Source organism: Nonlabens sp. SY33080 (assembly GCF_011784885.1).
Taxonomy (GTDB): domain Bacteria; phylum Bacteroidota; class Bacteroidia; order Flavobacteriales; family Flavobacteriaceae; genus Nonlabens; species Nonlabens tegetincola.
Genome location: NZ_CP050461.1, coordinates 2,241,476 through 2,267,384, shown reverse-complemented (window position 1 = coordinate 2,267,384; position 25,909 = coordinate 2,241,476). Strand labels below are relative to the sequence as shown.

Sequence of the window (25,909 nt, the reverse complement as noted above, 5' to 3'; positions counted from 1 at the left end):
TTCCATATATTTGACCTGTTAAACGGAATTTTTATTGGAATTATTCCAAAATAAGATTTATTATGTGTGGAAGAGCAACTTTACTATCGTCACAAGCAACATTAGAAAAACGATTTAATGCAAGATTTGCTAGTAAAATACCATTAGTAGAAAATGTAAACATAAGCGCCGGTGACCTCATACCTGTAGTTACATCTAGTAACCCACATCACATACAAATGTTTACATTAGGATTTACTCCACACTGGGCACACAAGCAAACTTATATGCTTAATGCTCGTGCAGAAGGAAGTAACAATAAAGAAAACAACAGTCAATATGATGGAGCACTAGGTATATTCCAGAAACCTATGTTTCGTAAAGCGATAAAAAGCCAGCGTTGTTTAGTGCTAGTCGATGGTTTTATTGAAGGACCTAAACACCAGAAACTAAATAGACCTTATTTTATTTATCCAAATCAAAATCAAGGTCCATTTGCACTAGCTGGTATTTACGACATATGGCAACATCCTCTTACAGGTCAATTACATCACACAGTAGCGATAGTAACCACAGCTGCAAACCGTATCACAAAACGTATCGAGCATCACCGCGCTCCTTTAGTCCTTACAAAAAAACAAGAAGAGCTCTGGCTAGACACAGATCTAGATGCAAAACAGTTATCATCAATTATGAAGCCTTTTGACCCTAAAGGTTTTAACGCATATCCTATTTCTCAAAAAATTAAAAATCCAAAATCTAACGGTTTAGACTTATTAAAACCAATAGGAGATAAATTATTTATGGACTTTAATCGCAGTCCTTATGAAAAGTTGAAATACAAGGAAGAGCATTCTTATAGTATAAGAGAAGAACGCCTGGTTGAAGGGGATCAATTTGTATTGTTTTAATCACCAATACCGTGAATGAAATGTCAATAGAAAAAATTAAATGTGAGGTTGCATCAAGGATTGAACAACTCATGCAGCACAGGAAAAAATCATTACTAGTAGCTCAACTTTTAAAACAAAATGTAAAAAGCTGGCCAGAAAAAGTTGCAGAGACTAATGAACTAGTTAATAAAGCTTACGAGGTCATCAACGAAGTATTGTTACAGCATCAAATCAAATGGAATAATGACCTAGAACGCGAGGGAATAATTAGTTATTTGGAACCTACCGTGCATGACATTGTCATAAAAAACATGGACGATTAAAAATAAAGCTTCCTTTATAACACGAATTGCACCTCACAGGATTTCCTAGTGAGGTTTTTTAACCTCTAATTTTAAAGTAAAGACATAAATGTCAGTTCAAAAAAAGCACATCATGCATTTAGATCTAGATACCTTTTACGTTTCTGTTGAACGCAAAATGGATTCTAGGTTAAAAACAAAACCTATACTAGTAGGTGGCACAAGTGATCGTGGTGTAGTAGCGGCATGCAGTTATGAAACTCGCGGTTATGGGGTACACAGTGGTATGTCCATGAAACTGGCCAGGCAACTGTGTCCAGAAGCTATCGTTATCAGGGGTAATGCTGGTGTGTATTCAAAGCATTCAGACGAAATAACCGAAATAATAAAAGAAGAGGTTCCTCTTTTTGAGAAATCTAGCATAGATGAATTTTATGCCGATTTAACAGGAATGGACAAATTCTACGGCTGTTACAAGTTTGCTACTGAGATGAGGCGTAGGATTATAAGAGAGACCGGATTACCTATTTCATTTGGTTTGTCCATCAATAAGGTTGTTTCTAAAGTAGCTACCGGCGAGGCAAAACCTAACAATCAACTTATGATTGATTATGGTTTAGAAAAACCTTTTCTAGCGCCATTGTCCATAAAAAAGATTCCTCAAGTCGGAGATAAAACATATCAAACCCTACGTAACCTAGGAATCAAAAAAATAAAAACCATACAAGAAATGCCTAGTGATGTTATGCAAAATGTCTTAGGTAAAAATGGTTTACTCATATGGCGTAGAGCACATGGTATAGACAACACGCCTGTTATTGCATTTAACGAACGTAAGTCTATATCAACCGAACGCACATTTGACAAAGACACGATAGACGTAAAACGATTACACAGCATACTTACCGCTATGACAGAAAACCTAGCTTTTCAATTAAGACGCGGTGAGAAATTAACCGCTTGTGTGAGTATTAAAATACGTTACTCTGATTTTAACACCTATAGTAAACAAGTCAAAATACCCTATTGCAGTGCAGATCATATTTTGATTCCCAAGGTGCTAGAATTATTTAAACAACTATACAATCGTAGGTTAAGAGTGCGATTAATAGGTGTGAGATTTTCACACCTAGTCACTGGCAACTATCAAATAAACCTATTTGATGATACAGAACAAGCACTCAATTTATACCACGCCCTAGACCACATAAGAGAAAAATATGGTGACCGCAAAGTAATACGCGCCTCTGGAATGGGTGCCAAAACTATAGGACGTATGATGAATCCATTCAATGGCTTACCACCCGTAGTACTAGCTCATCGCAAGCAATAAATAAGAAAAAACACAATCATATTAGGGATTAAGCTTCAGACAACATGTATTTAAACAATCACACCTATTACTCTTTAAGATACGGTACCTATGATGAGCAATCATTGATTGATTTAAGCTTACAATGTGGTGTAAAACATTTTGTGATTACTGATATCAACAACACTAGTGCTTGTCTAAATTTTGTAAGATTGTGCACCCTGCAAAACCTAAAAAGTATTGTAGGAATCGATTTTCGCAATGACAATAAGCAGTTGTATGTAGGTATAGCTCGTAATAATTTAGGATTTCAAGAACTCAACTCCTTCCTATCCGATCATTTACACAGTAAAAAAACTCTACCCGATAGAGCTCCTGTATTTAAACACGCTTATGTAGTCTATCCTCTAGAACGAGTGATGGAAATGGGAATAGTACGCTTACGCGAAAGCGAAAAAATAGGAATCTCAACAGCATCGATACGCAAATTGATTTTTACCAAGTATGCGAGCTACAAGGACCACCTTGTTATTTTACAAACTACAAGTTTTAGAAACAAAAGGGATTATAACGCACACAGATTGCTACGTGCTATTGATCGTAATCTTTTATTAAGTCAATTACCCGAAGATCAACAAGGACATCCTAACGATAAAATGATTCCCGTAGAAGAACTACAGGAGCACTTTAAATCATTTCCTGAGTTAATCGAGAATACAGAAAAGCTACTGCAACAATGCTCTATAGATTTTAATTTTGATAATGCCCAACTCAATGAAAATCAGCAAATTTTTACAGAAAATAAAGAAGATGATTTCAAGTTACTTAGTCAACTAGCACATGACGGGATTAACTTGCGATATCAGGACGTGGTTGACAAAACTGCTATTTACGAGCGCATTGAAAAAGAACTTACTACTGTAAAACGCAAAGGTTTTGTCGCTTACTTTTTGATTAATTGGGAAATTTGCCGGTATGCCCGTGAACGTAATTATTTCTATGTAGGTCGTGGTAGCGGCGCAAACAGTATACTTGCGTATTTACTACAAATAACAGAGGTTGACCCTATAGATCTAGACTTATACTTTGAAAGGTTCATTAATGACTACCGGACCAGCCCACCAGATTTTGATCTAGATTTCTCATGGGACGACCGTGAAGATATTACACAGTTTATCTTTAAAAGATTCAAAAACACAGCTCTATTAGGAACCTACAACACTTTTCAATTTAGAGCCGTAATAAGAGAATTGGGTAAAGTATTTGGACTACCTAAAAGCGATATTGACAAACTTACCAGCGGGCAACTACCTGCTCATGAAATGGACGATATGCACCGACTGGTTTTTAAGTACGGTAACCTTATACAAGGTATGCCCAATTATATAAGTATTCATGCTGGTGGTATTTTAATTACACAAAAAAATATTCATTATTACAGCGCTACCTACTTGCCTCCTAAAGGATTTGCTACTGTTCAATTTGACATGCACATTGCAGAGGATGCCGGAATTCACAAATTTGATATTCTGGCACAACGAGGTTTAGGAAAAATACGAGATACTGTGAGTATCGTTAAATACAACCAGCCAAATGCCGATATTAAGGATTTGAGAGCTTGTGTAAAAGAGTTTAAAGAAGATCCTGAGATTAATGCCATGATATCGCAAGCAAAGTGTATAGGCTGCTTTTATATTGAATCGCCAGCCATGCGCATGTTGTTAAGCAAATTGCGCACCCATGATTACTTAGGTTTAGTAGCAGCCAGTTCTGTGATAAGACCAGGAGTAGCGCAAAGCGGTATGATGAGAGAGTACATACTGCGTACTAGATATCCCGAGCGTCGCAAGCAAGCACACCCAATCATGTCTAGTATTATGCCAGACACGTATGGAATAATGGTGTATCAAGAAGACGTTATCAAGGTCGCTCATTATTATGCAAAATTAGATTTAGGTGCTGCAGATGTTTTACGTAGGGGAATGAGCGGTAAGTATAGATCTAGAGAGGAATTTAAAGCCGTAGAAAAACAATATTTTGACAATTGTAAAAAACATGGCCGTGACGATAAGCAAGCAAAAGAAATTTGGGAACAAATTAAAAGCTTTGCAGGATATGCCTTTGCCAAAGGACACTCGGCATCATATGCTGTTGAGAGTTATCAAAGCCTGTATTTAAAACGCTATTTCCCATTAGAGTACATGACAGCTACACTTAATAATGGCGGTGGCTTTTACAGACCAGAATTATATGTTCATGAGGCTAAAATGTGTGGAGCAACCATAGAGGCACCTTGTATAAATAACAGTGATTTTCAGAATACTATAAAAGGAACAACCATTTACCTAGCCTTAGGTTACTTAAAAGAACTAGAAAAACGTACTATACAGCGCCTTCTTGAGAGTAGAAATTTTGATGGGCCTTTTAATTCATTTGACGATTTTATAAATCGAGTTCCTATAAGCGCAGACCAAGCGGCTATTCTAATAAGGATAAATGCTTTTAGATTTACGGGTTTAGACAGATGTATTTTACTGTGGCAGGCATACTTTAAACTCAACAAAAAAACCGCAGTTGATGTGCAAAGTAAATTGTTTGCTCCACAAAATAAAAAGGTCAATTTACCGCAACTAAAAACTTCAAAACTAGAACATGCTTTTGAGCAAATGGAACTACTAGGTTTTCCGTTATGTTCCCATTTTGGACTTTTGGCTCAACAGCCCGACAACGATTTAACTCACAAAGATTTACCATCAAAAAAAGGTAAAACAATAACAATATACGGGTATGTAATCAACATTAAAACTACTCATACTTCAAATAGAAAACGTATGCAGTTTGGTACTTTTTTAGACCGTGATGGTGGTTTTTTTGATACCGTAATGTTTCCTCAAGTGGCTTCAAAATTACGCTTTCGCGGAAGCGGAATATATAAAGTCACCGGCAAGGTAGTAGAAGAATTTGACTTTTACTCTATTGAGGTCACACATATGGACAAAATGGATTATATCCAAGATCCTAGATACGCTGAAGACAACCCACAAACCATTCACAGGCTAGATAAACAAACCAGTTTGAGAGATCGCAGACTAGGTAATTCAACCGGAAAACGCAGTGATGAAGTAAACATGAATTAAAATGAATTACGAAAGAATCAAAGAAAAATTAGAAATCCTGGCTGATGCAGCAAAATACGATGTGAGTTGTAGTAGTAGCGGAAGTAAAAGGGCAAATAAAAATGGCGGATTGGGTAATTCTAACGGCACAGGGATTTGTCATAGCTATACGGAAGACGGTAGGTGTGTTTCGTTGCTTAAAATATTGCTTACCAACCATTGCATATTTGATTGTGCATACTGTGTTACTAGAAAATCTAATGATATAAAACGTGCTGCTTTTACAGTACAAGAAGTAGTAGATCTAACTATAAATTTCTATAGGCGTAATTATATAGAAGGGCTGTTTTTGAGTTCTGGAATATTTAAAAATCCAGATACCACGATGGAGAGGCTCATAAGAGTAGCCAAAAAACTGAGAGAAGAAGAGAATTTTAACGGTTACATACATTTAAAATCTATTCCAGGTGCTAGCGATGAGCTTATGAAAGAAGCTGGTCTATACGCTGATCGTTTATCAGTGAACATAGAGATCCCTACAAAAGAAGGTCTTAAACTATTAGCCCCAGACAAGGATCATAAAGATTTTATACAACCCATGAAGGCGGTTAAATCTAACATTGAGATATATCAATCGGAGAAAAGATTAATAAAAAACACACCTATATACGCTCCTGCTGGACAAAGCACACAAATGATTGTCGGAGCAACAGGCGAGTCAGACAAGGATATTATGTATAGTGCTCATTTTTTTTACGAGAAATTTAAAATGAAAAGAGTTTACTACTCTGGGTATATTCCCGTAGCAGATGATAAAAGACTGCCTTCGATAGGTACTGCAGTACCCGTGATACGAGAGAATAGACTTTATCAAACAGATTGGCTACTTAGGTTCTACGGTTTTAATATCAAAGAGTTGTTAAATGAAGATCAACCAAATTTAGATATGGATATTGATCCTAAATTAAGCTGGGCACTACGAAACTTACATTTATTTCCTTTAGATATTAATAGATGTTCCAAGGAAATGCTATCGCGTATTCCCGGTGTCGGAATGAAATCGGTAAGAAAAATAATTAATGCACGTAGATATCGAAAGTTGAATTGGGAACATCTCAAAAAAATTGGAATCGCTTTAAACAGAAGTAGGTATTTTATTACATGTGATTCAACGTATTTTGAGAAAAAAGACCTTACTCCATTACAATTAAAAAATAAGATACTGCAAGAGAGTAGCAGTAAATACTCAACCCATCTAAATAATCAGTTAACCTTGTTTTCATGATTTTAGTATATGATGATACTTTTGACGGTTTACTTAGTGCAATATTCGACAGCTATCTTTATAAGTTTGATTCGGTAGAAATTCGATCCATTCGCGTCTATCAGCCTGAAATATTTAACAAAACCCAAGAAGTAATTACAGACGAGATAAAAGTAAAAAGACTTCAAAAAAAATTGTTGCAACTTTTTGGCATATCTGGTTTACACAAAATTTTTAAAGCTTTCCTTAGTGAGAGTCAGGATGTAGAAAATTTACTCTTCTATATAATTAAAACAAGTATCTCTAATAACAAATCTATTTTAAATGATGCGGCTAATGACATTGTTCTAAGCTTTGATAAACTTGTAAAAAAAGTTCATCGAGAAAAACATCGTATGGAAGCCTTTGTAAGATTTCATTTGATTGAAGGAGATATTTATTATGCTAACATTGAGCCCGATTTTAATGTTCTTCCGCTAATTTCAAAACATTTTAAATCCAGGTACGCGGATCAAAAATGGATTATATATGATCTTAAAAGATCTTATGGCATATTCTATGACCTAAAAACAGTTAAGGAAATAACAATTGATCTAACCACTCAAAATAAAAAAGGAATTTATAACACTATTCAGACTGGACAAGGAGTTAAAAATTTACTCACCACTAAACAACTTAAAGAAAATAATTACACGAATCTTTGGAATCAATATTTTAAGAGTACCAACATAGAATATAGAAAAAATTTAAAACTTCATATACAGCACGTTCCAAAAAGGTACTGGAAATACTTGAGTGAAAAAGTATAACTTTCCCCCTGTTTTTAATCGATGAAAGGTGTAAATCATGGAACAAATTTGATTTTATAACAAATTTTACTGTAGTTTTCTTAAAAAACATACATTTGTTAAATCAATTATCAAAATAAACAAAAAATGAAAAAATTATTAATGGGTGCTGCTGCACTAGCAATGATCTTTGCAGTAAGCTGTAAAGAAGTTAAAGAAGGAATGGAGGATGCGAAAGATGGTGTTGAAAATGCTACTGATAGCGCAAAAGAAGGACTAGAAGAGGCTGGTGAAGGATTAGAAAATGCTGCTGATAAAGCAATGGAAACTGCTGATGAAGCAATGGAAGACGCTAAGGAAGGATTAAATGAGGCTGGAGAGGCGATGGATAATGCAGCAGAAAACCTTGAAGGTGCTGCTAAAGAAGGAGTTCAAAAAGCAAAAGAAGGTATTAAAGATGCTGGAGAGGCTCTAGAGCAGGCAGGTGATGATATGAAAAAAGCCGCTGGAGATGCTAAAGAAGGAATGAAAGATGCTGCCAAAAAAGTTACTGGTAAGTAAATTCTCAAACTTTAATTCATAAAAAAATCCGCTGGAGTTCCAGCGGATTTTTTTATTGGAAACATTTTTATTTTAATATAATAAAAAAGCTCCTGAAATTACAGGAGCTTTTATAAGTACTGAAGACGGGACTTGAACCCGTACGGGCATTACTGCCCATTGGATTTTAAGTCCAACGTGTCTACCAATTCCACCACTTCAGCATGGAAGTGCCCGCGGCACTGTTTAATTCGTATTAATCGAACTTAGAGCGAAAGACGGGATTTGAACCCGCGACCCTCACCTTGGCAAGGTGATGCTCTACCCCTGAGCTACTTTCGCAATTCATTTTGTTGATGAACAATCGACTTTTTCAAATCGGATTGCAAATTTAACAACTTTAATCACAAGTCAAAGAAAAAAATGAAAAATTATTAATCTACTTTGTTTTTACCAATCAACATCCTCTTTATTTCATTAAGTTTCATCAAAGCTTCTACTGGGGTAAGTGTATCAATATCAACCTGTAATATTTCATTTTTAATATCCTCTAACAACGGATCGTCTAATTGAAAAAAACTAAGTTGCATTTCCTCATCCTGTAAAGCACTTATTGCATTTTGATCATCTTGCTGCTTGTGAGAGTGCTCTAACGTCTTTAGAATTTTATTTGCTTTAAGAATAACTTGCTGTGGCATTCCTGCCATCTTTGCTACGTGAATTCCAAAACTATGGTGACTACCGCCTGGAACTAGCTTACGCATAAAAAGAACCTTATCAGTAAGTTCTTTAACCTCAACATTATAATTTTTGATACGTTCAAATTTGTCCGTCATCTCATTAAGCTCATGGTAGTGAGTTGCAAATAAGGTTTTAGGTTTAAAAGGATGCTCGTGCAAATATTCAGTTATAGCCCAAGCAATAGAAATACCATCATAAGTACTAGTCCCACGACCGATTTCATCTAAAAGCACCAAACTATTTTCAGAGATGTTATTAAGAATACTAGCGCTCTCATTCATTTCTGTCATAAATGTTGACTCTCCTTGAGAAATATTATCACTAGCGCCCACACGGGTGAATATTTTATCTACAATTCCCATTTGAACATTCTCCGCAGGAACAAAACTTCCTATTTGGGCTAATAACACTATAAGTGCAGTTTGCCTAAGAATAGCAGATTTACCACTCATATTGGGTCCAGTAATCATAATTATTTGCTGGGATTCCCTATCCAACCTAACATCGTTAGGAATATAAGGAGTATCTGCTGGCAACATTTTTTCAATTACCGGATGACGACCACTTTTTATTTCCAAAACGTCTTCCTCCAGTAATTCTGGTCTAACATAATTGGAAATCATGGCATGATCTGCAAAGGAGATTAAGCAATCTATCTTTCCTAATAACTGTGCGTTTAGTTGAATTGCTTTAATAAAAGGCATTATTTCTCTTACCACCTCTTCATACAATTCTTGTTGTAAAACATTAATGCGCTCTTCTGCACCTAAAATTTTACTTTCATACTCTTTTAATTCATCAGTAATATAACGCTCTGCATTTACTAGGGTTTGCTTTCTAATCCAGGTATCTGGAACCTTATCCTTATGAGCATTTCTCACCTCAATATAGTATCCAAATACGTTATTACTGCTTATTTTTAGACTTGAAATACCGGTTTCTTGAGAACACCTTTCTAGCATTTTATCAAGATATTCCTTACCAGAAGTTGCTAATTCCCTTATCTCATCTAATTCCTTATGATATCCATATGCAATTGTGGTCCCTTTTAAAATATTTACAGGAGCTTCTTCATGTATAGCACTTTTTATAGTGTCTATCAAATGCAAACATGGATTTAATTGTTCACCAATTATATTAAGTGCTTTGTTTCCTGCCGTTTGAGCAAGCTCTTTAATAGGCGCTACAGCCTCGAGACTATTTTTAAGCTGAACAACCTCTCGTGGACAAATTTTGCCTGTAGCGACTTTAGACACTAATCGCTCTAAATCACTCATTTGCTTAAGAAGATCCTTAACACTCTCACGTTGTTCTATTTGTTTTGTAAAAAACTCTACTACATCATGTCTACGTTTGATCTCCTGAATACTTTTTAGCGGAAAAGCCATCCATCTTTTCAACATCCTACCACCCATCGCGGTAGTGGTTTTATCAATCACATCAATTAGTGTGACAGCACCTGAACTAAGCGCTTGATAAAGCTCTAGGTTACGCACAGTAAACCTATCCATCCATACGTAGTTATCATCCTCAATACGGGAAATGCTGGCTATATGGTCTATTTTGTTGTGTTGAGTTTCGGCAAGGTAATGTAGAATCGCTCCAGACGAAATAAGCGCAGTTTCTAGGTTTTCTACACCAAATCCTTTTAAAGAATTTACCTTAAAATGATTTAAAAGCGATTCCCGTGAATAATCTATTTGAAAAACCCAGTCTTCAAGATGGAAAAATGGCAAGTCATAAGGAAACTGTTGTGCAAGCTCTTTCTTCAAGCTACGTGACACCAGCAGTTCACTAGGATTGAAGTTCTGTAATAATTTATCAACTTCCTCTTTATTACCTTGAGACACTAAAAATTCACCAGTACTAATGTCTAGAAAAGCAACACCGTAAATGTTTTTTGAAAAGGTAATTGCTGCTAAAAAGTTGTTCGATTTTGAAGACAGCACTTCATCGTTAAGCGCTACTCCAGGTGTAATTAATTCAGTTACTCCACGCTTAACAATACCTTTTACTGATTTTGGGTCTTCTAATTGATCACAAATTGCAACACGCTCACCTGCCCTTACTAACTTGGGTAAGTAGGTGTTTAAAGAATGGTGTGGAAACCCTGCAAGTTCAGTCTTTTCACCACCATTGTTTCTATTAGTAAGTACTATATTTAATATGCGCGCTGCTCTTACTGCGTCCTCACCAAAGGTTTCATAAAAATCTCCTACCCTAAACAACAGTAAAGCATCTGGATACTTACTTTTTATCCTGTTGTATTGTTGCATTAATGGGGTAACCTTTTTTGCTTTTGAAGCCAAAACCTTTTTTATTTCTGATGAAAATCAAAGGTACAATTACGTGTCGTGATGCGCTATTCAACGCAGGTTCTTTTTTCCACATTTTGTAAAAAGCAAAACGTGCTGTTTTCTACTTCAATTAAACACAGTAGAAAGCTACAAACAGCACGTTTCTATTAAAACTCAAAATTCAACCCTTTATTTCCACGTGTAGTTCTTTTTTTCTGCTTGCTTTTGGATCGCCTTAAAAATGGCTGTTTCTAGGCCATTACCTTCGGCCATATTTTGCTCACTAATGTACTTTTCACGTTTTATGTTTAACCCAGCTATTTGATTTTGTAGTTGTTTTCTAGTTTTTAATTCCGCTTTCGCGAAAGCGACCACCTCATCCACACTTTTATTCTTAAGTGAATCTGGTAAAGTAGATTTATTTTCTTTTATAATCTTTTTCAAAAGCTTGTCATCACCTGCATTATCGACAAGATCCCAGCTCGCATTTTGGTAATTCGAAGACGATTTTGCCACCGATCTTTTTACCTGAACCTCTTCAGACACAACCATTGCCTCAACATCCATCTCAATTTGCAATTTTTGTTTTTGATTACCATAATCACCATAAGCGATATAGGTAGAGTTGAGTTGATTATTAAGTTCCAAAATTTTATCATCATAAGGTGTGGCGACATATACCGTTCTTTTATTAGCATCAATATTGGTGTACTCTCCATTACCTAGTGAAGCACCTTCTTTCCACTTGAGGTTTATACCGGTTTGATATTCACCACAAAAAATAGTGTTTACTGTAATATCTTTTTTTTGCGCATCAATGATACTCTCCTTAAACGAAATTGTTCCTTGTGTAAAACCTTCGTTTCCTGCGATAAAAATCATTTTAAGATCCTGTTTTCCATCACGCCACTCCAGTTTCTTTATAGAATTGTCAATTACTGCTCCACAATACTCGTCACCGCCATTAGTGCGCAGGGCAAATAACTCTTTACTCAACATATCTAGATCTGTAGAAAAAGGTAACACCTGTCTGATGTAATCGTCTTTTTCAGAAAGGCCGGAATTCCCGTACTCATATAATGCAATCTCTAATCCTGCCTGTTGATCGTTACAATGAGCCGAAGTCATTTTATTGACCACATCCCATAGCTGAGATTTTGCCTGATTGATAAGTCCATCCATACTATTGCTCGTATCTAATAATAAAGCGATTTGAATGGTTGCTTTTTTGGATCTATCAACCGATTGATTAATAGGTGCTTGTTGATTAATCGAAAGTCGCACCTTGGTTTCTTTTTTCTCGGCGTTGCATGCTATACTTATTAAAGCTAGTCCTAGCATCAATATTTTCTTTTTCATAGTTATTTATTTTTATTTATTAAGACCAGTCCATAGGGATGATATTTAATCTCCTCGCGCCATACACTGCCATACTTTTGATCCAAATAGGCAGCTATTGCGCAATTGTTTTTAGTAACTTTTACTGACGATAGTGGATCAATAACACATCCCATTGATATAGAGCTAACTCCATATTTATCTTGGAATTCCTTGACATCGTCTCTGGAAGGCGGCACCAAACCGTAAAAAATGAACTGTTTAGGTAAACTATCATTTACCACAATCGCCTCTCGCTCCTGTGCATGACTTAAAACAGTTGCTAGCAGGAATAGCATAATACACACATGCTTTTTCATCTTTCTATATTTTTAAGAATCCGGCATTTGTTTAATGTGAACTGGTCCATCTGGCGAGATCACATATACTTTAGGTTTAGGTGGTGCTGGAGCAGGTGGCGCCGGTTTAGGCTCCTTAGGTTTTTCTGGTTTTGGTTGATATCGTAAGCTCAAATCCATGCCCAGTTGTATTACAGGTTTTGATATACCTGCATTAACCACAACATCATATCCATCGTAAGAGATTGGGTCGTAGTAATAGGAAGTTGGTTTTTTTACTCTGGTTACTTTCTTTTTTTGAGCAGCTTCTACGCTTACATTTTCGGCAGCTTGGTAACTGCGGTAATAATCCTTAGGCACATGATAGTACTTTTTATCGGCCATGAAAACATCGTAGGTACTCATATCAAAACCTAATGCTTCATAATAATTCTTTTTTGCACTAACTTCTTCTAACAGCTTTTCTTGCAGTTTTTTATAGATCTCGTCTAGGTTATTCACATAGTAATCTACCTTGACTAGATTATAAACCTCATTATTTGCACATGCAGTGAGAATTTTTTGAAAGTCATCGTCGTTTTTGTAACTAATCAATAAATTTTGTTGCAGCTCAAATCCTACAGGAACCTCGGTGTAAGTTTTGGAAAATAATTTTTTAGTAACCTCTATCTCATACTGCGGTACAAACGAGATCATATCCATGGAAAACTGTCCTGTGAATCCATCTTGTTTGAGAGCAGCTTTTATAGCATCTACTTTTTGATTCATTAAATCTGTTGCCTCCTGAGCGCTGGCACCTACTTGATTGATATTGAAAACCGCGGTATAATCTGTAGCTTCAATATTGTATAAGGATTTTAAATTTAAGGTAAGTACATTACTAGGTTGCAAGGGTTGAGAATGGTGGCGCTTTTGTTGATTGATATATCCATTACCCATGGACGTAGCAATATTTGCACGTGAGATATCCATTTGAACCGCTTGATTATTAAAATTTCCTAGGTGTTGGGCTGGCATAGCGCTGCATACAGCTAGAAAACAGATACATAGAATAGTTTTCATGTCAATTATTTTTATCAAATGTACCGGCTTGAACTACGTCTATCACAATTATAATGAGTGAACGATAGGTTTGAATGAGTGAAGTATTGTAGGTGTTGAGTACGCTTTCGCGAAAGCATAATAAAAACCCTTAAATCGGCCCATTCTAGGAACTCGACGAGTAACTATCAAATTAATAATGACTAGTTTTACCACATGATGAAAAAGATTCTTGTCATAATAATGTTACTTATAAGCTGCACGTCCTTAAATGCGCAGTCCAAGTTTTCTAAAACCAAAACAGAGCAGACAAGCCTATCCATTTCGGGTAGAGTACTCACGGAAGATGGAAAGCCTATTGTAGGAGTTAATATTGAAGGTCCAAATGGCAGATACGCCAGTACAGATAGTCGCGGGAATTTTCAAATTCCTGCCAATTATGGAGATAGATTAGTTATACGAGGTATTGATTTTGAAACTGTTTATCATACTGTATACAGCAACGACGATTTAGAGATTAGGGTAACTGATGAGGATGATTCCTTAAATAATCTTACTTACTCACAAGCCATAGATAGTGCCCAAGTATATTTTAATAAGGATCCAAAAAAAACGGCAGATTTCCTAATCGCCGCCTTATCAAACAATCCAAAATCATTATCAAAACGACAACAGGCCGTAGCCTATGAAAAATTAGGTGACTTATACTTTAATAATAAACAATATGATCTTGCAATTGACAATTTTAAAGCGTCAATAAACTTTATTGCAAATAAAAGTGTCTCCCTAAAAAGAGCCTCAGCTTTAAGAGAAAATGGTAATTATCAAGAATCCATAAAGGCTTTTATTGAACTAGGTCCTTTTAAAAACAAGGATGATGAAATTAAACGCTTAAAAGGTCTAGCAGATGCTTATGCTGCAACTAACGATCAACAACAAGCCATTGCTGTGTATCAAAAGGCATTACTACTTTCTGAAGAAGTAGGTAACTTAAATGAGGTAACCACCCTAAACACTAAAATAGGAAACAATCTTGATCGCGCTGGACAAACTGAAAAAGCTGAAGGATATTTTAATAAAGCCATTTCAAATTCCACCGTTGAAGGTCGTTCAAACACCATAGTAACCCAATCTCAAACTGCCGATTTTTATAATGCTAATCAGCAATATGACAAAGAAATTGCCCTGCGTAAAAAAAACATACAGCTGTTTGAAGAAGAAGCCAAAGAAAAGGACTCGATAACACCTGATCGTGAGGCATTTTCAGACCCTAGCATATTGTCAAATAAAACAGCTGTTATTACTCCTGAGGCACCAAAGCTTACTCTTCAAAAAGAGCAACTTAAAATTGCTACCGCTCTTAAAGAGCAAAACAAAATTGATGATGCTATTGATTACTATTTAAAAAGTCTGAATGAAGCCGAGAAAAACGAGGATCTAGATGTATTAAAAGATGCATCTAAGGAGCTTTCAAAATTATATCGAATTAAAGGAAACTCTAGCAAGGCGTTAACCTACAGTGAAAAGTACATTGAAGCCGTCGACCAATTGTACCTTGAGAAAGAAAATCAATTAGAAGAAGCTACTCGCAATGCCAAAGAATTAGTCGCAAAACAAACACGTATTCTCACTCTAGAAAAAGACCGTAAACTGACTGACAATAAACTAGCCCTGGCAAGTGCAGAACAGGCATTGTCCATTGAAGCAAATCGCAGACAGCGCTGGATTATCTACTCACTAGGTGCCGCTGTAATCCTGCTTCTTACGTTAGCCTATTTCATGTACCGTAACAATAAACAGCAAAAAATTAATAATCATTTACTAGCGCTTAAATCCCTGCGCAGTCAAATGAATCCTCATTTCATTTTCAACGCGCTTAATTCAGTCAATAACTTTATCGCTACTAATGATGAACGTAAAGCCAATAAATATCTAGCAGATTTTTCCAAACTAATGCGAAGCGTGCTAGAAAACAGTGAATTAGACTTTATTCCTGCTAGTAAGGAAATTGAGTTGCTCAATCTTTACCTACATCTAGAACATGAGAGATTCAAGGACAAATTTGAATTTGAATTAAGTGTAGACCCATCTATAAAGGAGTCTAATATTCCTGTTCCACCTATGCTACTGCAACCAATAATTGAAAACGCTGTATGGCATGGCCTACGATACAAAAAGGAAAAGGGCCTGCTTAAAGTAAGTTTTGAACCGCATAATCAATCTGGGATTAAAGTAGTAATACAGGATAATGGGATAGGTAGAGAAAAATCCAAAGAGCTTAAAACGAAACATCAAAAGAAAAGAGATTCAAAAGGTCTAGGCAATATTAAAAATCGTATCGACTTACTTAATGAACTTCATAATAAAAACATCACTCTTACTGTAGAAGATGCTAATCTTAAGCCCGATATAGGGACAACAGTGATTGTTAAAATAAACTAATCTATCAAAACCATGAAAGCTGTAATCGTAGAAGACGAGCAAATTTCTAGAGAAATTCTCATAAACTATTTATCAAAATACTGTCCCGAAGTAGAGGTAATTGCACAAGCAACCGATGTGGATGAAGCCTTACAAGTACTACGAAAAACAGACATGGATTTAGTTTTTCTAGATGTTGAATTGCCCTATGGGACAGCCTTTGACATACTAGAAAAAGTAGGTCAAAAAGACTTTGAGACTATTTTTGTCACAGCCTATGATCAATATGCCAAAGATGCTCTCAACATGCAGGCAGCCTACTATTTAACTAAACCAATTGAAATTGACGAACTTATTAAAGCTGTTGACACTGTCAAGAATATAAGAGCACGAGAAGAAGAATTACAAGTAGACTTAAAATTACATGCTAGTAGTCCTGTTCTAGAAGACAAAATAACTATTCCTACTCAAGAAGGTTTTGAAGTTCTTGCTATCAATGAAATAACATACTGTCAGGCAGACGATAACTATACACACGTTCATTTGACTAATGACACCAAACTTGTTTCAAAAACACTTAAGCATTTTGAAGAGTTACTAGACGATAAAGGATTTTGCCGTATACATAAATCTTACCTTATAAACACCAGCCATGTAACTGCCTATAAAAAAGGAAAAGGTGGTAGTGTGATAGTAGCAAATACTGAATTATCAGTAAGCCCTAGTAAAAAATCATCGCTGTTTAGTTACTTCAAATAAGGGTTTAAAAATCTAATAAACTAATTGATTTATTATTCACCTCGTTGGTTAATTCTGAAAGTACGTCAGTTTTAAGATTTGAATACAAGTAATGATGCCCTAATTCTTTCTTTAAGTTTAATAGATTAGCGTTTTTAAGTACATGTAAGGTTTGTCTAGCAACAGCTTCACCACTATCAATTATTTTCACTCTCGCTGGTAGCAATTCAGCAAGATGATTTTTGATGTAAGGATAATGACTACAACCTAAAACTAAATAGTCTATACCAGAAATCATGAAAGGTTCAATAATTCCTATAAGTAGTTCTCGCATTTGTACAGTATCCTTTTTTCCGGCTTCAATAAGTTCAACAATTCCTGTGCCTACGATTTCAATTGTATTAACATGCGTAGTAAACTCTGCATGAGTTTTATTAAAAAGTTCACTGGATAACGTCCCTTTTGTAGCAAGCACACCTACTTTTTTTGTAGTCGAATTAAGTGCAGCTGGCTTTATTGCGGGCTCAATTCCAATGAATGGCACATCGTAGTTATCACGTAAATAGGAAATAGCATTTGTAGTGGCTGTATTACATGGAATCCCTATTAATTTACATCCACGATCCAATAAATATTCCGTGTTTTTGACACACAGCTCAATGATTTCTTGCTTACTACGTCTACCGTAAGGTGCATTTTTAGAATCAGCTAGATAAATCGTGTCTTCGTGTGGTAATAATTTGATTACTTCTTTCCACACGCTGGTTCCACCTACTCCAGAATCAAAAAAACCTAAAGGCTGTTTACTCATTATTGTAAAAATAAGAAAGTATAATGGAAGTAGTTATAGTTCGCTTTCGCGAAAGCGTAAAAAAAAGCCCCAACTTAAGTTGAGGCTTCTAATTTTATAAACTTCGCAATGTCTAATTGAGATAAAGAGTTCCTAAGTTCTTTTTATCCTTATTGCTGGCAAAAATAACGTATTCACCTGGGGCCTTTCTATAGGTAATAGCAGGACGTAAAACAAGTTGCTTTTTCTTGTATTCATCAGGATCGGTACGAGTCATTTTTCCTGTGGCATCATCAAATTCAAACAACACCGGAATCATTTTTTTTACATTACGCACCTTGCGCATGTCATCCATTTCAGTGATTCCAATATTTTTAGGGTCATCGTTTACAAGTACAGATAGTTTCCCTTTTTCATACATAGCAATCGAGCTTAAATACTCTGGTCCCTCATTAAGCACTCCTAGCGGAAACATAAATCCTGCAGCAATGTTAACTCCGTTACCACCACCAACAGCAAAAAATCCAATAGACAGTTGAGTCACGGTTACTTTTTGTTCTTTAGGCAATACATTACTCCATTCTAAGTTACCTTCAGCATCCATGGCTGACACGATAACCTCATTAGTAATGTAAGTAATGGGAGTGAAGGCTAGTGGTCCTATACCCGAGCTTTGTCCAACAAATGTTTGATAAAACTCTGACATCACGATTATACCACCATTATCTCTTTCAATGATATGAGTATTGCGATAGAAAGGAAGTAAGTTTTTACCTTTTTTGGCTCTACGTTCACCGATTAATTTTTTCTTTACATCATAAGTAAATGTATTGAAATTGTTTTTTACGACTGAATTAGTCTCCGTATCAACGCTTACGTTGAAAATACCTTCAATTCTATATTCTGATCGACCTCGTTTTGTAAGGTTTGAGTAGAAACCTACTAATTGTAAACGACCTTGTAAGGTGTTTAACATATTACAATTAACCACTTTTTTACCTTTAAGATCTACAGGAATCTCAGTCATTTCATAATTATTATTTGCATAATAAGCATGTATCATCAATCTTGTTACTGTAGTTCTTTTCTTTTTATCTCTATAGGAATCACTAATAACAACAAATACATCACCGTATTCATTTGCGATAAAATCGTCAAAGCTAAAATCAAGATCTTTCCTGTCCTTAAATACTTGCTCATTATGCTTAGTAAACATGGTCTCCATATCGCCGTTTAGCAGTGTTACATCATATGTAAGTGACTCTTCCCAGCTACGAACAGTTACATAAGTTACTATATAATTGCGCTCGTCATATGATGGTTTATAGAAAAAATAACCTCTTTTACTTTTTTTCTCTACATCAATAGCAACAGCTTTTATAGGCTTGCCGAGAGTAAGATTAGACTTAATTGGAAATGCTGCAAGGATGTCTTGTTTTGCTTTTTTATCGTAATAGTTTCCAAAGATGTATGGTTTACCATCGATGATTTCCATGTCCTCGATATTAACACGAGCTTTTCCTATTTTTTCTATCTTCAACTCCTTACTACACTTAAGGTAATCGTTTGAAGAGGCATCAAAGGTTTGAATAAAGAATTTTTTCTTGTGTTTTGCTAGAGCATATCTTACCCCATCTACTTCACCTGCCACTTTAATCACATCACCTTTTGGCGCTGTAACATGACTACCAAATTGTAGTGAGACATTTCCTACAGAGCTTAATTGAGCGTAAGTAAAACAAGCTATTGATAGGAACAATAGCAACGATAACTTTGTTTTCATATTGGTTGGTTAAAATTTTTCACGAATATAAGACAGAATCTTAAACTCGTTAAAACTCTTATTTAACCGAGAAAATCCACTATCTTACTTACATCCACAGTCACCATTACCACAATTGTTTGAGTCTTTAGATTGCCCTATATACTTGCGTAACAACCACAACAGGGCTATAACAAATAGAATTACGACTACAATGATTTGAGCAGTATACATTATTTTAAAATTTGAAATGCAGCCAAGGCACTAGCATAGGCTATTACCGTCATCGCTACAAATTGGATGGCTGGCCATTTCCAGCTATTGGTTTCTCGTTTTACAATGGCTAGAGTACTCATACATTGCATGGCAAATGCATAAAAAAGCAACAAAGAGATACCACTAGCAAAATTGAACAATGGTCCTCCCAAAATGGGATTAACCTCTTCTTTCATCCTGTTTTTAATAGTAAGTTCATCTTCTCCATCACTTTCTACACTATAAATTGTAGCTAGAGTACCTACAAACACTTCTCTTGCTGCAAATGAGCTTACAATGGCAATACCTATCTTCCAGTCATATCCTAGTGGGGCTACTACCGGCTCTATTCCTTTACCTATATATCCTATAAAACTGTATTCCAATTTATGGGATGCGATCTTTTGATTTAAGTCTTTCTCACTTAAATTTTCTGACTCGTACTTTTCTGTAACAATTTGTTCTGCATTAGTATATTGCTCGCCTAGACCATAACTTGCTAACACCCATAGAATAACGGAGATTGCCATTATAATTTTTCCTGCACCAAAGACAAAACTTTTTGTTTTTTCAAGTACTGTATAAAGGACGTTTTTAAGTAAGGGTAGCTTATAGGCAGGCATTTCCATAACAAAAAACGACTTCCTATTAATTGGTAAGATCTTATTAAGCACCCAAGCTCCTAGAATCGCTGTAGCAAATCCTAATAGGTACAGCAACATTAAAGTAAGCGCTTGGTAACTTAATAAACCACCTAAAATGCTACCTTCAGGAATAACCAATCCTACAATAATAAGATAAACAGGCAACCTAGCAGAACAGGTCGTAAATGGCACCACTAAAATGGTGATTAAACGCTCCTTCCAATCTTCAATGTTACGAGTAGCCATAACTGCTGGAATTGCACAGGCTGTTCCAGAAACTAAAGGAACAACACTTTTACCACTTAATCCGAATTTTTTCATCAAGTGATCCATCAAGAAAACTACCCTACTCATATAACCGCTTTCTTCCAAAATTGATATGAATAAAAACAGAAAAGCTATTTGTGGTATAAAAATGACAATACCGCCTAATCCAGGTATTATACCTTCGGACAGCAAGTCGGCTATGGGTCCAGCAGGTAACTTGTTTGACAACCAGCTACTCAAACTAGCAAAAGACTCGTCAATGAAATCCATAGGATAACCAGACCAATCGTAGATAGCTTGAAAAATAACTAGCAACACAGTAAAAAATATTAGGTAACCCCAAATTTTGTGCAAAAGTATACGGTCCAGTCTTGATCTTAAATCTTTGGCTGTTGCGGTATCTATAGACAGCGCCTTTTTAAGTAGACCATTTATAAATTGGTAACGCACAACAGTTTCTTTGTGCTGTAATCTCTTTAAATCTGCTTCAGATTTAATTTCAAAAGACGTGGTTTTAAGATCAGTTAAATCGCGATTTCTATCAATCTTACCAAAATTGACATCCTGTGTAATTACTAACCACAACTTGTACAGCAACTGATTAGGATAAGCCTTTCTAAGTCGCTCAAAATATACAGGATCGATAACCGAGGCGTTAACACAAGGCTCAATATCTAAACTTTTAAAATCAGTGATAGCTTGTTTAAGCTCCTCTACTCCCATATTCTTGCGAGAACTTACTAAAACAACTTTCGTTTTTAAATCTTCCTCTAATTGCTTAATGTCTAGAGAAATTGCCTTCCTTTTCATCCTGTCGGCCATATTAATGACAAGAATTGTAGGAATCTCTAAATCTTTTATTTGAGTAAAAAGTAAAAGGTTGCGCTTTAGGTTTTCTACATCGCTTACCACGACAGCAACATCAGGGAAATCTTTAGAGGTACGATCAAGTAAAGTTTCTATAACAACACTTTCATCTAGCGAGGTTGTATTTAAAGAATAGGTACCTGGTAAATCAAGGATATGAGCTTTAATTCCTCGATCTAGTTTGCATATACCTTCCTTTTTTTCAACCGTAATTCCAGGATAATTACCTACTTTTTGATTGAGCCCAGTCAATCTATTGAACAATGAGGTTTTACCAGTATTTGGATTACCTATAAGAGAAACTTTAATCGATCTAGCCATAACGTTCTACAGAAATTTTTTGGGCCGTTTCTCTACGTATAGCTAGGTGAGTACCATTTATGTTTAGGTAAATAGGATCTTGAAATGGAGCACTTTGCATTACGGTTACTTCATTACCTGGCAAACATCCCATTTCCAATAATTTTAATGGAACATCAATTTCATTAAAATGTAGTATGATGGCGCTTTCACCTCTTTTTAAATGGGCTATTGTTATGCTCAACTGTTATTTAGACTTAATTTGAATAAGCAAAAATAAGGTAGAAATTGAGTTTGAAGAAATTAATGCTTTGTTAAGATTAAAAAAGTCCCTCTTCCTTTTTTTCAAAACCTTCATCAATTAGGTGAGTGGATTTATTGAGAGCGGCGTCTACTGCCAGTTGATCACAGCGCTCGTTCATAGGATTGTTATTATGACCTTTAACCCATTGAAATTTTGCAGGTGCACGATTGTAAGCTCTTATAAAACGTTTCCATAAATCGGGATTTTTAACGTTTTTCCATTGACGTCTTATCCATCCATCGATCCATTTTTTATTTACTGCATCACACACATATTTACTATCTGAAAAAACAGTAATATCAACGGATTGTTTTTTGATCTTTTCTAGAGCTACGATAACTGCAAGCAGCTCCATTCTATTGTTTGTCGTTTTTCTGTAACCTTGAGAAAATTCCTTTTTTATTTTTTTATTGACATCCATCATAACAATACCATAGCCGCCAGGACCAGGATTTCCTCTCGATGAACCATCAGTATAAATGTGTACCACATCCATTAAGACAGTAATTTTTCTATAGTTACTGGAAAATGCTCGTGCTCTAATTGATGAATACGATTTGCAAGTGATTCTATTGTATCATCCATTAAAACAGGACAAGTAGCTTGATGAATTATTCCTCCTTCATCATAATGTTCATTTACGTAATGTATGGTAATCCCACTTTCTTTCTCCTTGTTAGATAGGACAGCACCATGTACATGATTTCCATACATTCCTTTTCCACCATATTTCGGTAATAGAGCAGGATGAATATTAACTATACGATTGGGAAACTCTTCAACCATAAACTCTGGTATCTTCCATAAAAAACCTGCTAGCACGACTAAATCAGGATTAATTTGTTTTAAAATAGAATGAATGGATCCCGCTTTCGCGAAAGCGAACTTGTTAAAACTTATCCCTTCAATACCAGCTTGTGTAGCCCTTTTTAAAACAAATGCGTTAGGTTTATTACTCAAAATATGAGTTACCTGTACTTGATCATTATTTTCAAAATGATTTATAATTGCCTGAGCATTAGACCCATTACCACTAGCAAATATTACAATTTTCTTCATAAATTTATGGCAAGCTTGTTGTTACCCGACTGGTAGAGTTAAGAATAAAATAGATTAATAAATTCAATGGCAAGTTAACTCTAAATAAGTAAAAGACGGTTTTGTCACAAAGTTTGTTATTTTTGCCATTCATTTAAAATTAAAAAAAGAATATTATGTCAGACATTGCATCAAGAGTAAAAGCGATTATCGTTGACAAATTAGGCGTAGATGAAAATGAAGTTGTTGCAGAAGCAAGCTTCACAAACGATCTAGGAGCAGACTCTCTAGACACTGTTGAACTAATTATGGAATTTGAAAAGGAATTTGATATCCAAATTCCAGACGATCAAGCAGAAAACATAGCTACTGTAGGTCAAGCAGTTTCATACATAGAAGAAGCAAAAGCGTAATTTTAATTACATGGAATTAAAGCGAGTAGTCATTACTGGAATGGGAGCCCTTACTCCTATAGGTAACAATTTACAGGAATATTGGGAAGGTTTAATTGCTGGTAAGAGCGGTGCTGCTCCTATCACCTATTTTGATACAGAACATTTCAAGACTAAATTCGCTTGTGAGGTTAAGAATTTTAATGTTCAAGACTTCATAGACCGTAAGGAAGCTAGACGCATGGATCGTTTTGCACAGTATGCACTGGTTGCTGGCGACGAGGCTATAGCTGACTCTGGATTAGACACCGACTCTGTAGACAAATACAGAGTCGGAGTTATCTGGGGTGCAGGAATCGGCGGTCTAGAAACTTTTCAAGAAGAGGTTAAATCGTTTGCCAATGGTAATGGCACTCCTAGATTTAATCCTTTCTTTATACCAAAAATGATTGCAGATATCGCACCAGCTCATATTTCCATTAAATATGGATTTATGGGACCTAACTACACAACGGTTTCTGCATGTGCATCTAGTGCCAATGCGATGCTAGACGCACTCAACTATATTAGACTAGGACATTGTGACGTAATTGTAACAGGTGGATCAGAAGCTGCCGTTACACAAGCAGGAATGGGTGGTTTTAATGCCATGCACGCCTTATCAACTCGCAATGAAAGTCCAGAAACCGCAAGTAGACCTTTTGATGGTACACGTGATGGTTTTGTCCTAGGTGAAGGAGCTGGAGCTCTTGTTCTAGAAGAATATGAGTATGCCAAAGCTCGTGGAGCAAAAATCTATGCCGAAGTTATTGGTGGTGGATTCTCAAGTGATGCCTACCACATGACTGCACCACATCCAGAAGGAACCGGAGTAATTGCTGTAATGAAAAACACATTACAAAATGCCGGTATTAATCCTGAAGATGTAGATCACATAAATACACACGGAACATCAACACCTCTGGGCGATGTTGCCGAACTTAAAGCTATAAAAGCTGTATTTGGTGATCACGCTCCTAACATAAGCATTAACTCTACCAAATCTATGACTGGTCACTTATTAGGAGCAGCAGGCGCCGTAGAGAGCATCGCAAGTGTAATGGCTATTCAAGAAGGTATCGTTCCTCCTACGATTAACCACACCACTGTTGATGAGAATATCGATCCTTCTTTAAAATTAGTATTAAATCAACCTGAAAAACGAGAAGTTAAAGTAGCATTGAGTAACACCTTTGGTTTTGGTGGACACAATTGCTGTATCGCTTTCAGAAAGATTTAATGGCTATTGTTTTGAATGAATAGATTCCGTAAAATATTTTCAAATCGTTCAAAATCTTCCGTAGATCCATTAGCGGTTTCAGTTCAAAATATTACAGGTCTTAAAGTTCAAGACGTATCTCTTTATCATACAGCCTTTACACACAAATCCACAGGTGAAAAGACTGAAGATGGCATTGCCATAAGTTATGAACGTCTAGAGTTCTTGGGCGACGCAATATTGGGCGCTGTAATTGCCGAATATATTTATAATGAAGTACCTAGTGGTGATGAAGGATATCTCACAAAAATGAGATCTAAAATCGTAAGCCGCGAACACCTTAATGAATTAGGAGAAGACTTTGAACTTATCCACTTTATTAAAGCTCAGGTTCCCGTAGAAAACTTTGGAAGAAACATCCATGGAAACCTATTTGAAGCCTTAGTAGGTGCCGTTTATCTAGACCGCGGATACAAGTTTTGCAAACGATTTATTGAAAACAAGGTTATCGAACCCTACGTGGACATTCAAAAATTAGAAGGCAAAATTATCTCCTACAAAAGCTTATTAATAGAGTGGTGTCAAAAGCATAAAAAGCAATTTCGCTATCATACCTATGAAGACACTGGGGCAAGTGAACTTAGACACTACGCTGTTAAGTTGTACCTAGATAACAAGGTTATTGCCAAAGCTAGAGCCACAAGCAAGAAAAAAGCCGAGGAGAAAGCAAGTAAAAGAGCCTACTTTGCTTTACAAGATAAAATGAACAATAGAAAGCGATAACATAGCTTACCCTAAAATCTTCTATTTCTATAAGTTCCTGTTGGTAAAGGAATATGTTTCACTGGCGATAAAGAATATAAAAACATCCCTATATCGTTTTCGTAAAGAATTAACGGTAATACAACATCTTACACTCTTAAT

The 25,909-nt window shown here is 35.8% G+C and carries 22 protein-coding genes and 2 tRNA genes; 12 read left to right on the top strand and 12 right to left on the bottom strand.

The window, feature by feature from the left end; translation table 11 throughout:
* Positions 1 to 62: 62 nt before the first annotated feature.
* From HCN53_RS10215 to HCN53_RS10185, 7 genes are all read left to right on the top strand, one after another.
* Complete coding sequence (locus HCN53_RS10215) at positions 63 to 890, top strand: SOS response-associated peptidase (RefSeq protein ID WP_167342875.1); 828 nt, start codon at positions 63 to 65, stop codon at positions 888 to 890.
* A gap of 20 nt (positions 891 to 910) precedes the next feature.
* Positions 911 to 1,195: a hypothetical protein gene (locus tag HCN53_RS10210; RefSeq protein WP_042276396.1), complete on the top strand. Its 285-nt coding sequence runs from the start codon at positions 911 to 913 to the stop codon at positions 1,193 to 1,195.
* A gap of 112 nt (positions 1,196 to 1,307) precedes the next feature.
* Positions 1,308 to 2,507, top strand: a complete 1,200-nt coding sequence (dinB, locus tag HCN53_RS10205) for a DNA polymerase IV (RefSeq protein WP_240919350.1) — start codon at positions 1,308 to 1,310, stop codon at positions 2,505 to 2,507.
* Positions 2,508 to 2,551: 44 nt separating this feature from the next.
* Positions 2,552 to 5,623, top strand: a complete 3,072-nt coding sequence (locus tag HCN53_RS10200; RefSeq protein ID WP_167342874.1) for a DNA polymerase III subunit alpha — start codon at positions 2,552 to 2,554, stop codon at positions 5,621 to 5,623.
* A gap of 1 nt (position 5,624) precedes the next feature.
* Complete coding sequence (locus HCN53_RS10195; RefSeq protein WP_167342873.1) at positions 5,625 to 6,887, top strand: putative DNA modification/repair radical SAM protein; 1,263 nt, start codon at positions 5,625 to 5,627, stop codon at positions 6,885 to 6,887.
* Positions 6,884 to 7,675: a TIGR03915 family putative DNA repair protein gene (locus HCN53_RS10190; protein ID WP_167342872.1), complete on the top strand. Its 792-nt coding sequence runs from the start codon at positions 6,884 to 6,886 to the stop codon at positions 7,673 to 7,675. The genes HCN53_RS10195 and HCN53_RS10190 overlap by 4 nt, the downstream gene beginning before the upstream one ends.
* Before the next feature lie 126 nt (positions 7,676 to 7,801).
* Positions 7,802 to 8,215 carry a hypothetical protein gene (locus HCN53_RS10185; RefSeq protein ID WP_105017729.1) on the top strand — a complete coding sequence of 138 codons (414 nt, stop codon included), beginning with the start codon at positions 7,802 to 7,804 and terminating at the stop codon, positions 8,213 to 8,215.
* Positions 8,216 to 8,332: 117 nt separating this feature from the next.
* Here the strand turns inward: HCN53_RS10185 and HCN53_RS10180 are convergent.
* From HCN53_RS10180 to HCN53_RS10155, 6 genes are all read right to left on the bottom strand, one after another.
* A tRNA-Leu gene (locus HCN53_RS10180) sits at positions 8,333 to 8,418 on the bottom strand.
* A gap of 46 nt (positions 8,419 to 8,464) precedes the next feature.
* Positions 8,465 to 8,536, bottom strand: a tRNA-Gly gene (locus tag HCN53_RS10175).
* Between the two features lie 92 nt (positions 8,537 to 8,628).
* Positions 8,629 to 11,244: a DNA mismatch repair protein MutS gene (gene mutS, locus HCN53_RS10170; protein ID WP_167342871.1), complete on the bottom strand. Its 2,616-nt coding sequence runs from the start codon at positions 11,242 to 11,244 to the stop codon at positions 8,629 to 8,631.
* Between the two features lie 177 nt (positions 11,245 to 11,421).
* Positions 11,422 to 12,591 (bottom strand): vWA domain-containing protein, encoded by a 1,170-nt coding sequence (locus HCN53_RS10165; protein ID WP_167342870.1) that lies wholly within the window; start codon positions 12,589 to 12,591, stop codon positions 11,422 to 11,424.
* Positions 12,592 to 12,593: 2 nt separating this feature from the next.
* On the bottom strand, positions 12,594 to 12,929 hold the full coding sequence (locus tag HCN53_RS10160) for a hypothetical protein (protein ID WP_167342869.1): 336 nt from the start codon (positions 12,927 to 12,929) through the stop codon (positions 12,594 to 12,596).
* A gap of 12 nt (positions 12,930 to 12,941) precedes the next feature.
* Positions 12,942 to 13,970, bottom strand: coding sequence for an SIMPL domain-containing protein (locus tag HCN53_RS10155; RefSeq protein WP_085775548.1), 1,029 nt, complete (start codon positions 13,968 to 13,970; stop codon positions 12,942 to 12,944).
* Positions 13,971 to 14,165: 195 nt separating this feature from the next.
* Here HCN53_RS10155 and HCN53_RS10150 point away from each other — a divergent pair, with 195 nt between their 5' ends.
* On the top strand, positions 14,166 to 16,391 hold the full coding sequence (locus HCN53_RS10150) for a histidine kinase (RefSeq protein WP_167342868.1): 2,226 nt from the start codon (positions 14,166 to 14,168) through the stop codon (positions 16,389 to 16,391).
* A gap of 12 nt (positions 16,392 to 16,403) precedes the next feature.
* Positions 16,404 to 17,129: a LytR/AlgR family response regulator transcription factor gene (locus HCN53_RS10145; protein WP_060523371.1), complete on the top strand. Its 726-nt coding sequence runs from the start codon at positions 16,404 to 16,406 to the stop codon at positions 17,127 to 17,129.
* Positions 17,130 to 17,133: 4 nt separating this feature from the next.
* Here HCN53_RS10145 and murI read toward each other — a convergent pair whose 3' ends face one another.
* The 6 genes from murI to purN form a co-directional block, all read right to left on the bottom strand.
* Positions 17,134 to 17,919 carry a glutamate racemase gene (gene murI, locus HCN53_RS10140; protein WP_167342867.1) on the bottom strand — a complete coding sequence of 262 codons (786 nt, stop codon included), beginning with the start codon at positions 17,917 to 17,919 and terminating at the stop codon, positions 17,134 to 17,136.
* A gap of 112 nt (positions 17,920 to 18,031) precedes the next feature.
* Positions 18,032 to 19,681 (bottom strand): hypothetical protein, encoded by a 1,650-nt coding sequence (locus HCN53_RS10135; protein WP_167342866.1) that lies wholly within the window; start codon positions 19,679 to 19,681, stop codon positions 18,032 to 18,034.
* Between the two features lie 212 nt (positions 19,682 to 19,893).
* Positions 19,894 to 22,014, bottom strand: a complete 2,121-nt coding sequence (gene feoB, locus HCN53_RS10125) for a ferrous iron transport protein B (protein WP_167342865.1) — start codon at positions 22,012 to 22,014, stop codon at positions 19,894 to 19,896.
* Positions 22,007 to 22,237: a ferrous iron transport protein A gene (locus tag HCN53_RS10120; protein WP_042276422.1), complete on the bottom strand. Its 231-nt coding sequence runs from the start codon at positions 22,235 to 22,237 to the stop codon at positions 22,007 to 22,009. Before HCN53_RS10120 ends, feoB begins: the two co-directional genes overlap by 8 nt.
* Positions 22,238 to 22,313: 76 nt before the next feature.
* Positions 22,314 to 22,793, bottom strand: coding sequence for a ribonuclease HI (gene rnhA, locus HCN53_RS10115; protein WP_105017739.1), 480 nt, complete (start codon positions 22,791 to 22,793; stop codon positions 22,314 to 22,316).
* Complete coding sequence (gene purN, locus HCN53_RS10110; protein WP_105017740.1) at positions 22,793 to 23,356, bottom strand: phosphoribosylglycinamide formyltransferase; 564 nt, start codon at positions 23,354 to 23,356, stop codon at positions 22,793 to 22,795. The genes rnhA and purN overlap by 1 nt, the downstream gene beginning before the upstream one ends.
* 155 nt (positions 23,357 to 23,511) lie before the next feature.
* Here purN and HCN53_RS10105 point away from each other — a divergent pair, with 155 nt between their 5' ends.
* From HCN53_RS10105 to rnc, 3 genes are read left to right on the top strand one after another with little or no spacing between them, the layout of a single operon-like run.
* The gene (locus HCN53_RS10105) at positions 23,512 to 23,748 is read left to right on the top strand and encodes an acyl carrier protein (RefSeq protein WP_042276429.1); all 237 of its coding nucleotides are present in this window, start codon (positions 23,512 to 23,514) and stop codon (positions 23,746 to 23,748) included.
* Between the two features lie 10 nt (positions 23,749 to 23,758).
* Positions 23,759 to 25,006, top strand: a complete 1,248-nt coding sequence (fabF, locus tag HCN53_RS10100; protein WP_042276431.1) for a beta-ketoacyl-ACP synthase II — start codon at positions 23,759 to 23,761, stop codon at positions 25,004 to 25,006.
* 15 nt (positions 25,007 to 25,021) lie between these two features.
* Complete coding sequence (rnc, locus tag HCN53_RS10095; RefSeq protein WP_042276433.1) at positions 25,022 to 25,768, top strand: ribonuclease III; 747 nt, start codon at positions 25,022 to 25,024, stop codon at positions 25,766 to 25,768.
* Positions 25,769 to 25,909 lie beyond the last annotated feature (141 nt).

Bases quoted from the DNA above. Each gene is read 5' to 3' on its own strand.
- HCN53_RS10215 (WP_167342875.1), top strand. From the start codon at position 63: ATGTGTGGAAGAGCAACTTTACTATCGTCACAAGCAACATTAGAAAAA.
- HCN53_RS10210 (WP_042276396.1), top strand. From the start codon at position 911: ATGTCAATAGAAAAAATTAAATGTGAGGTTGCATCAAGGATTGAACAA.
- dinB (WP_240919350.1), top strand. From the start codon at position 1,308: ATGCATTTAGATCTAGATACCTTTTACGTTTCTGTTGAACGCAAAATG.
- HCN53_RS10200 (WP_167342874.1), top strand. From the start codon at position 2,552: ATGTATTTAAACAATCACACCTATTACTCTTTAAGATACGGTACCTAT.
- HCN53_RS10195 (WP_167342873.1), top strand. From the start codon at position 5,625: ATGAATTACGAAAGAATCAAAGAAAAATTAGAAATCCTGGCTGATGCA.
- HCN53_RS10190 (WP_167342872.1), top strand. From the start codon at position 6,884: ATGATTTTAGTATATGATGATACTTTTGACGGTTTACTTAGTGCAATA.
- HCN53_RS10185 (WP_105017729.1), top strand. From the start codon at position 7,802: ATGAAAAAATTATTAATGGGTGCTGCTGCACTAGCAATGATCTTTGCA.
- HCN53_RS10165 (WP_167342870.1), bottom strand. From the start codon at position 12,591: ATGAAAAAGAAAATATTGATGCTAGGACTAGCTTTAATAAGTATAGCA.
- HCN53_RS10160 (WP_167342869.1), bottom strand. From the start codon at position 12,929: ATGAAAAAGCATGTGTGTATTATGCTATTCCTGCTAGCAACTGTTTTA.
- HCN53_RS10155 (WP_085775548.1), bottom strand. From the start codon at position 13,970: ATGAAAACTATTCTATGTATCTGTTTTCTAGCTGTATGCAGCGCTATG.
- HCN53_RS10150 (WP_167342868.1), top strand. From the start codon at position 14,166: ATGATGAAAAAGATTCTTGTCATAATAATGTTACTTATAAGCTGCACG.
- HCN53_RS10145 (WP_060523371.1), top strand. From the start codon at position 16,404: ATGAAAGCTGTAATCGTAGAAGACGAGCAAATTTCTAGAGAAATTCTC.
- murI (WP_167342867.1), bottom strand. From the start codon at position 17,919: ATGAGTAAACAGCCTTTAGGTTTTTTTGATTCTGGAGTAGGTGGAACC.
- HCN53_RS10135 (WP_167342866.1), bottom strand. From the start codon at position 19,681: ATGAAAACAAAGTTATCGTTGCTATTGTTCCTATCAATAGCTTGTTTT.
- feoB (WP_167342865.1), bottom strand. From the start codon at position 22,014: ATGGCTAGATCGATTAAAGTTTCTCTTATAGGTAATCCAAATACTGGT.
- rnhA (WP_105017739.1), bottom strand. From the start codon at position 22,793: ATGGATGTGGTACACATTTATACTGATGGTTCATCGAGAGGAAATCCT.
- purN (WP_105017740.1), bottom strand. From the start codon at position 23,356: ATGAAGAAAATTGTAATATTTGCTAGTGGTAATGGGTCTAATGCTCAG.
- HCN53_RS10105 (WP_042276429.1), top strand. From the start codon at position 23,512: ATGTCAGACATTGCATCAAGAGTAAAAGCGATTATCGTTGACAAATTA.
- fabF (WP_042276431.1), top strand. From the start codon at position 23,759: ATGGAATTAAAGCGAGTAGTCATTACTGGAATGGGAGCCCTTACTCCT.
- rnc (WP_042276433.1), top strand. From the start codon at position 25,022: ATGAATAGATTCCGTAAAATATTTTCAAATCGTTCAAAATCTTCCGTA.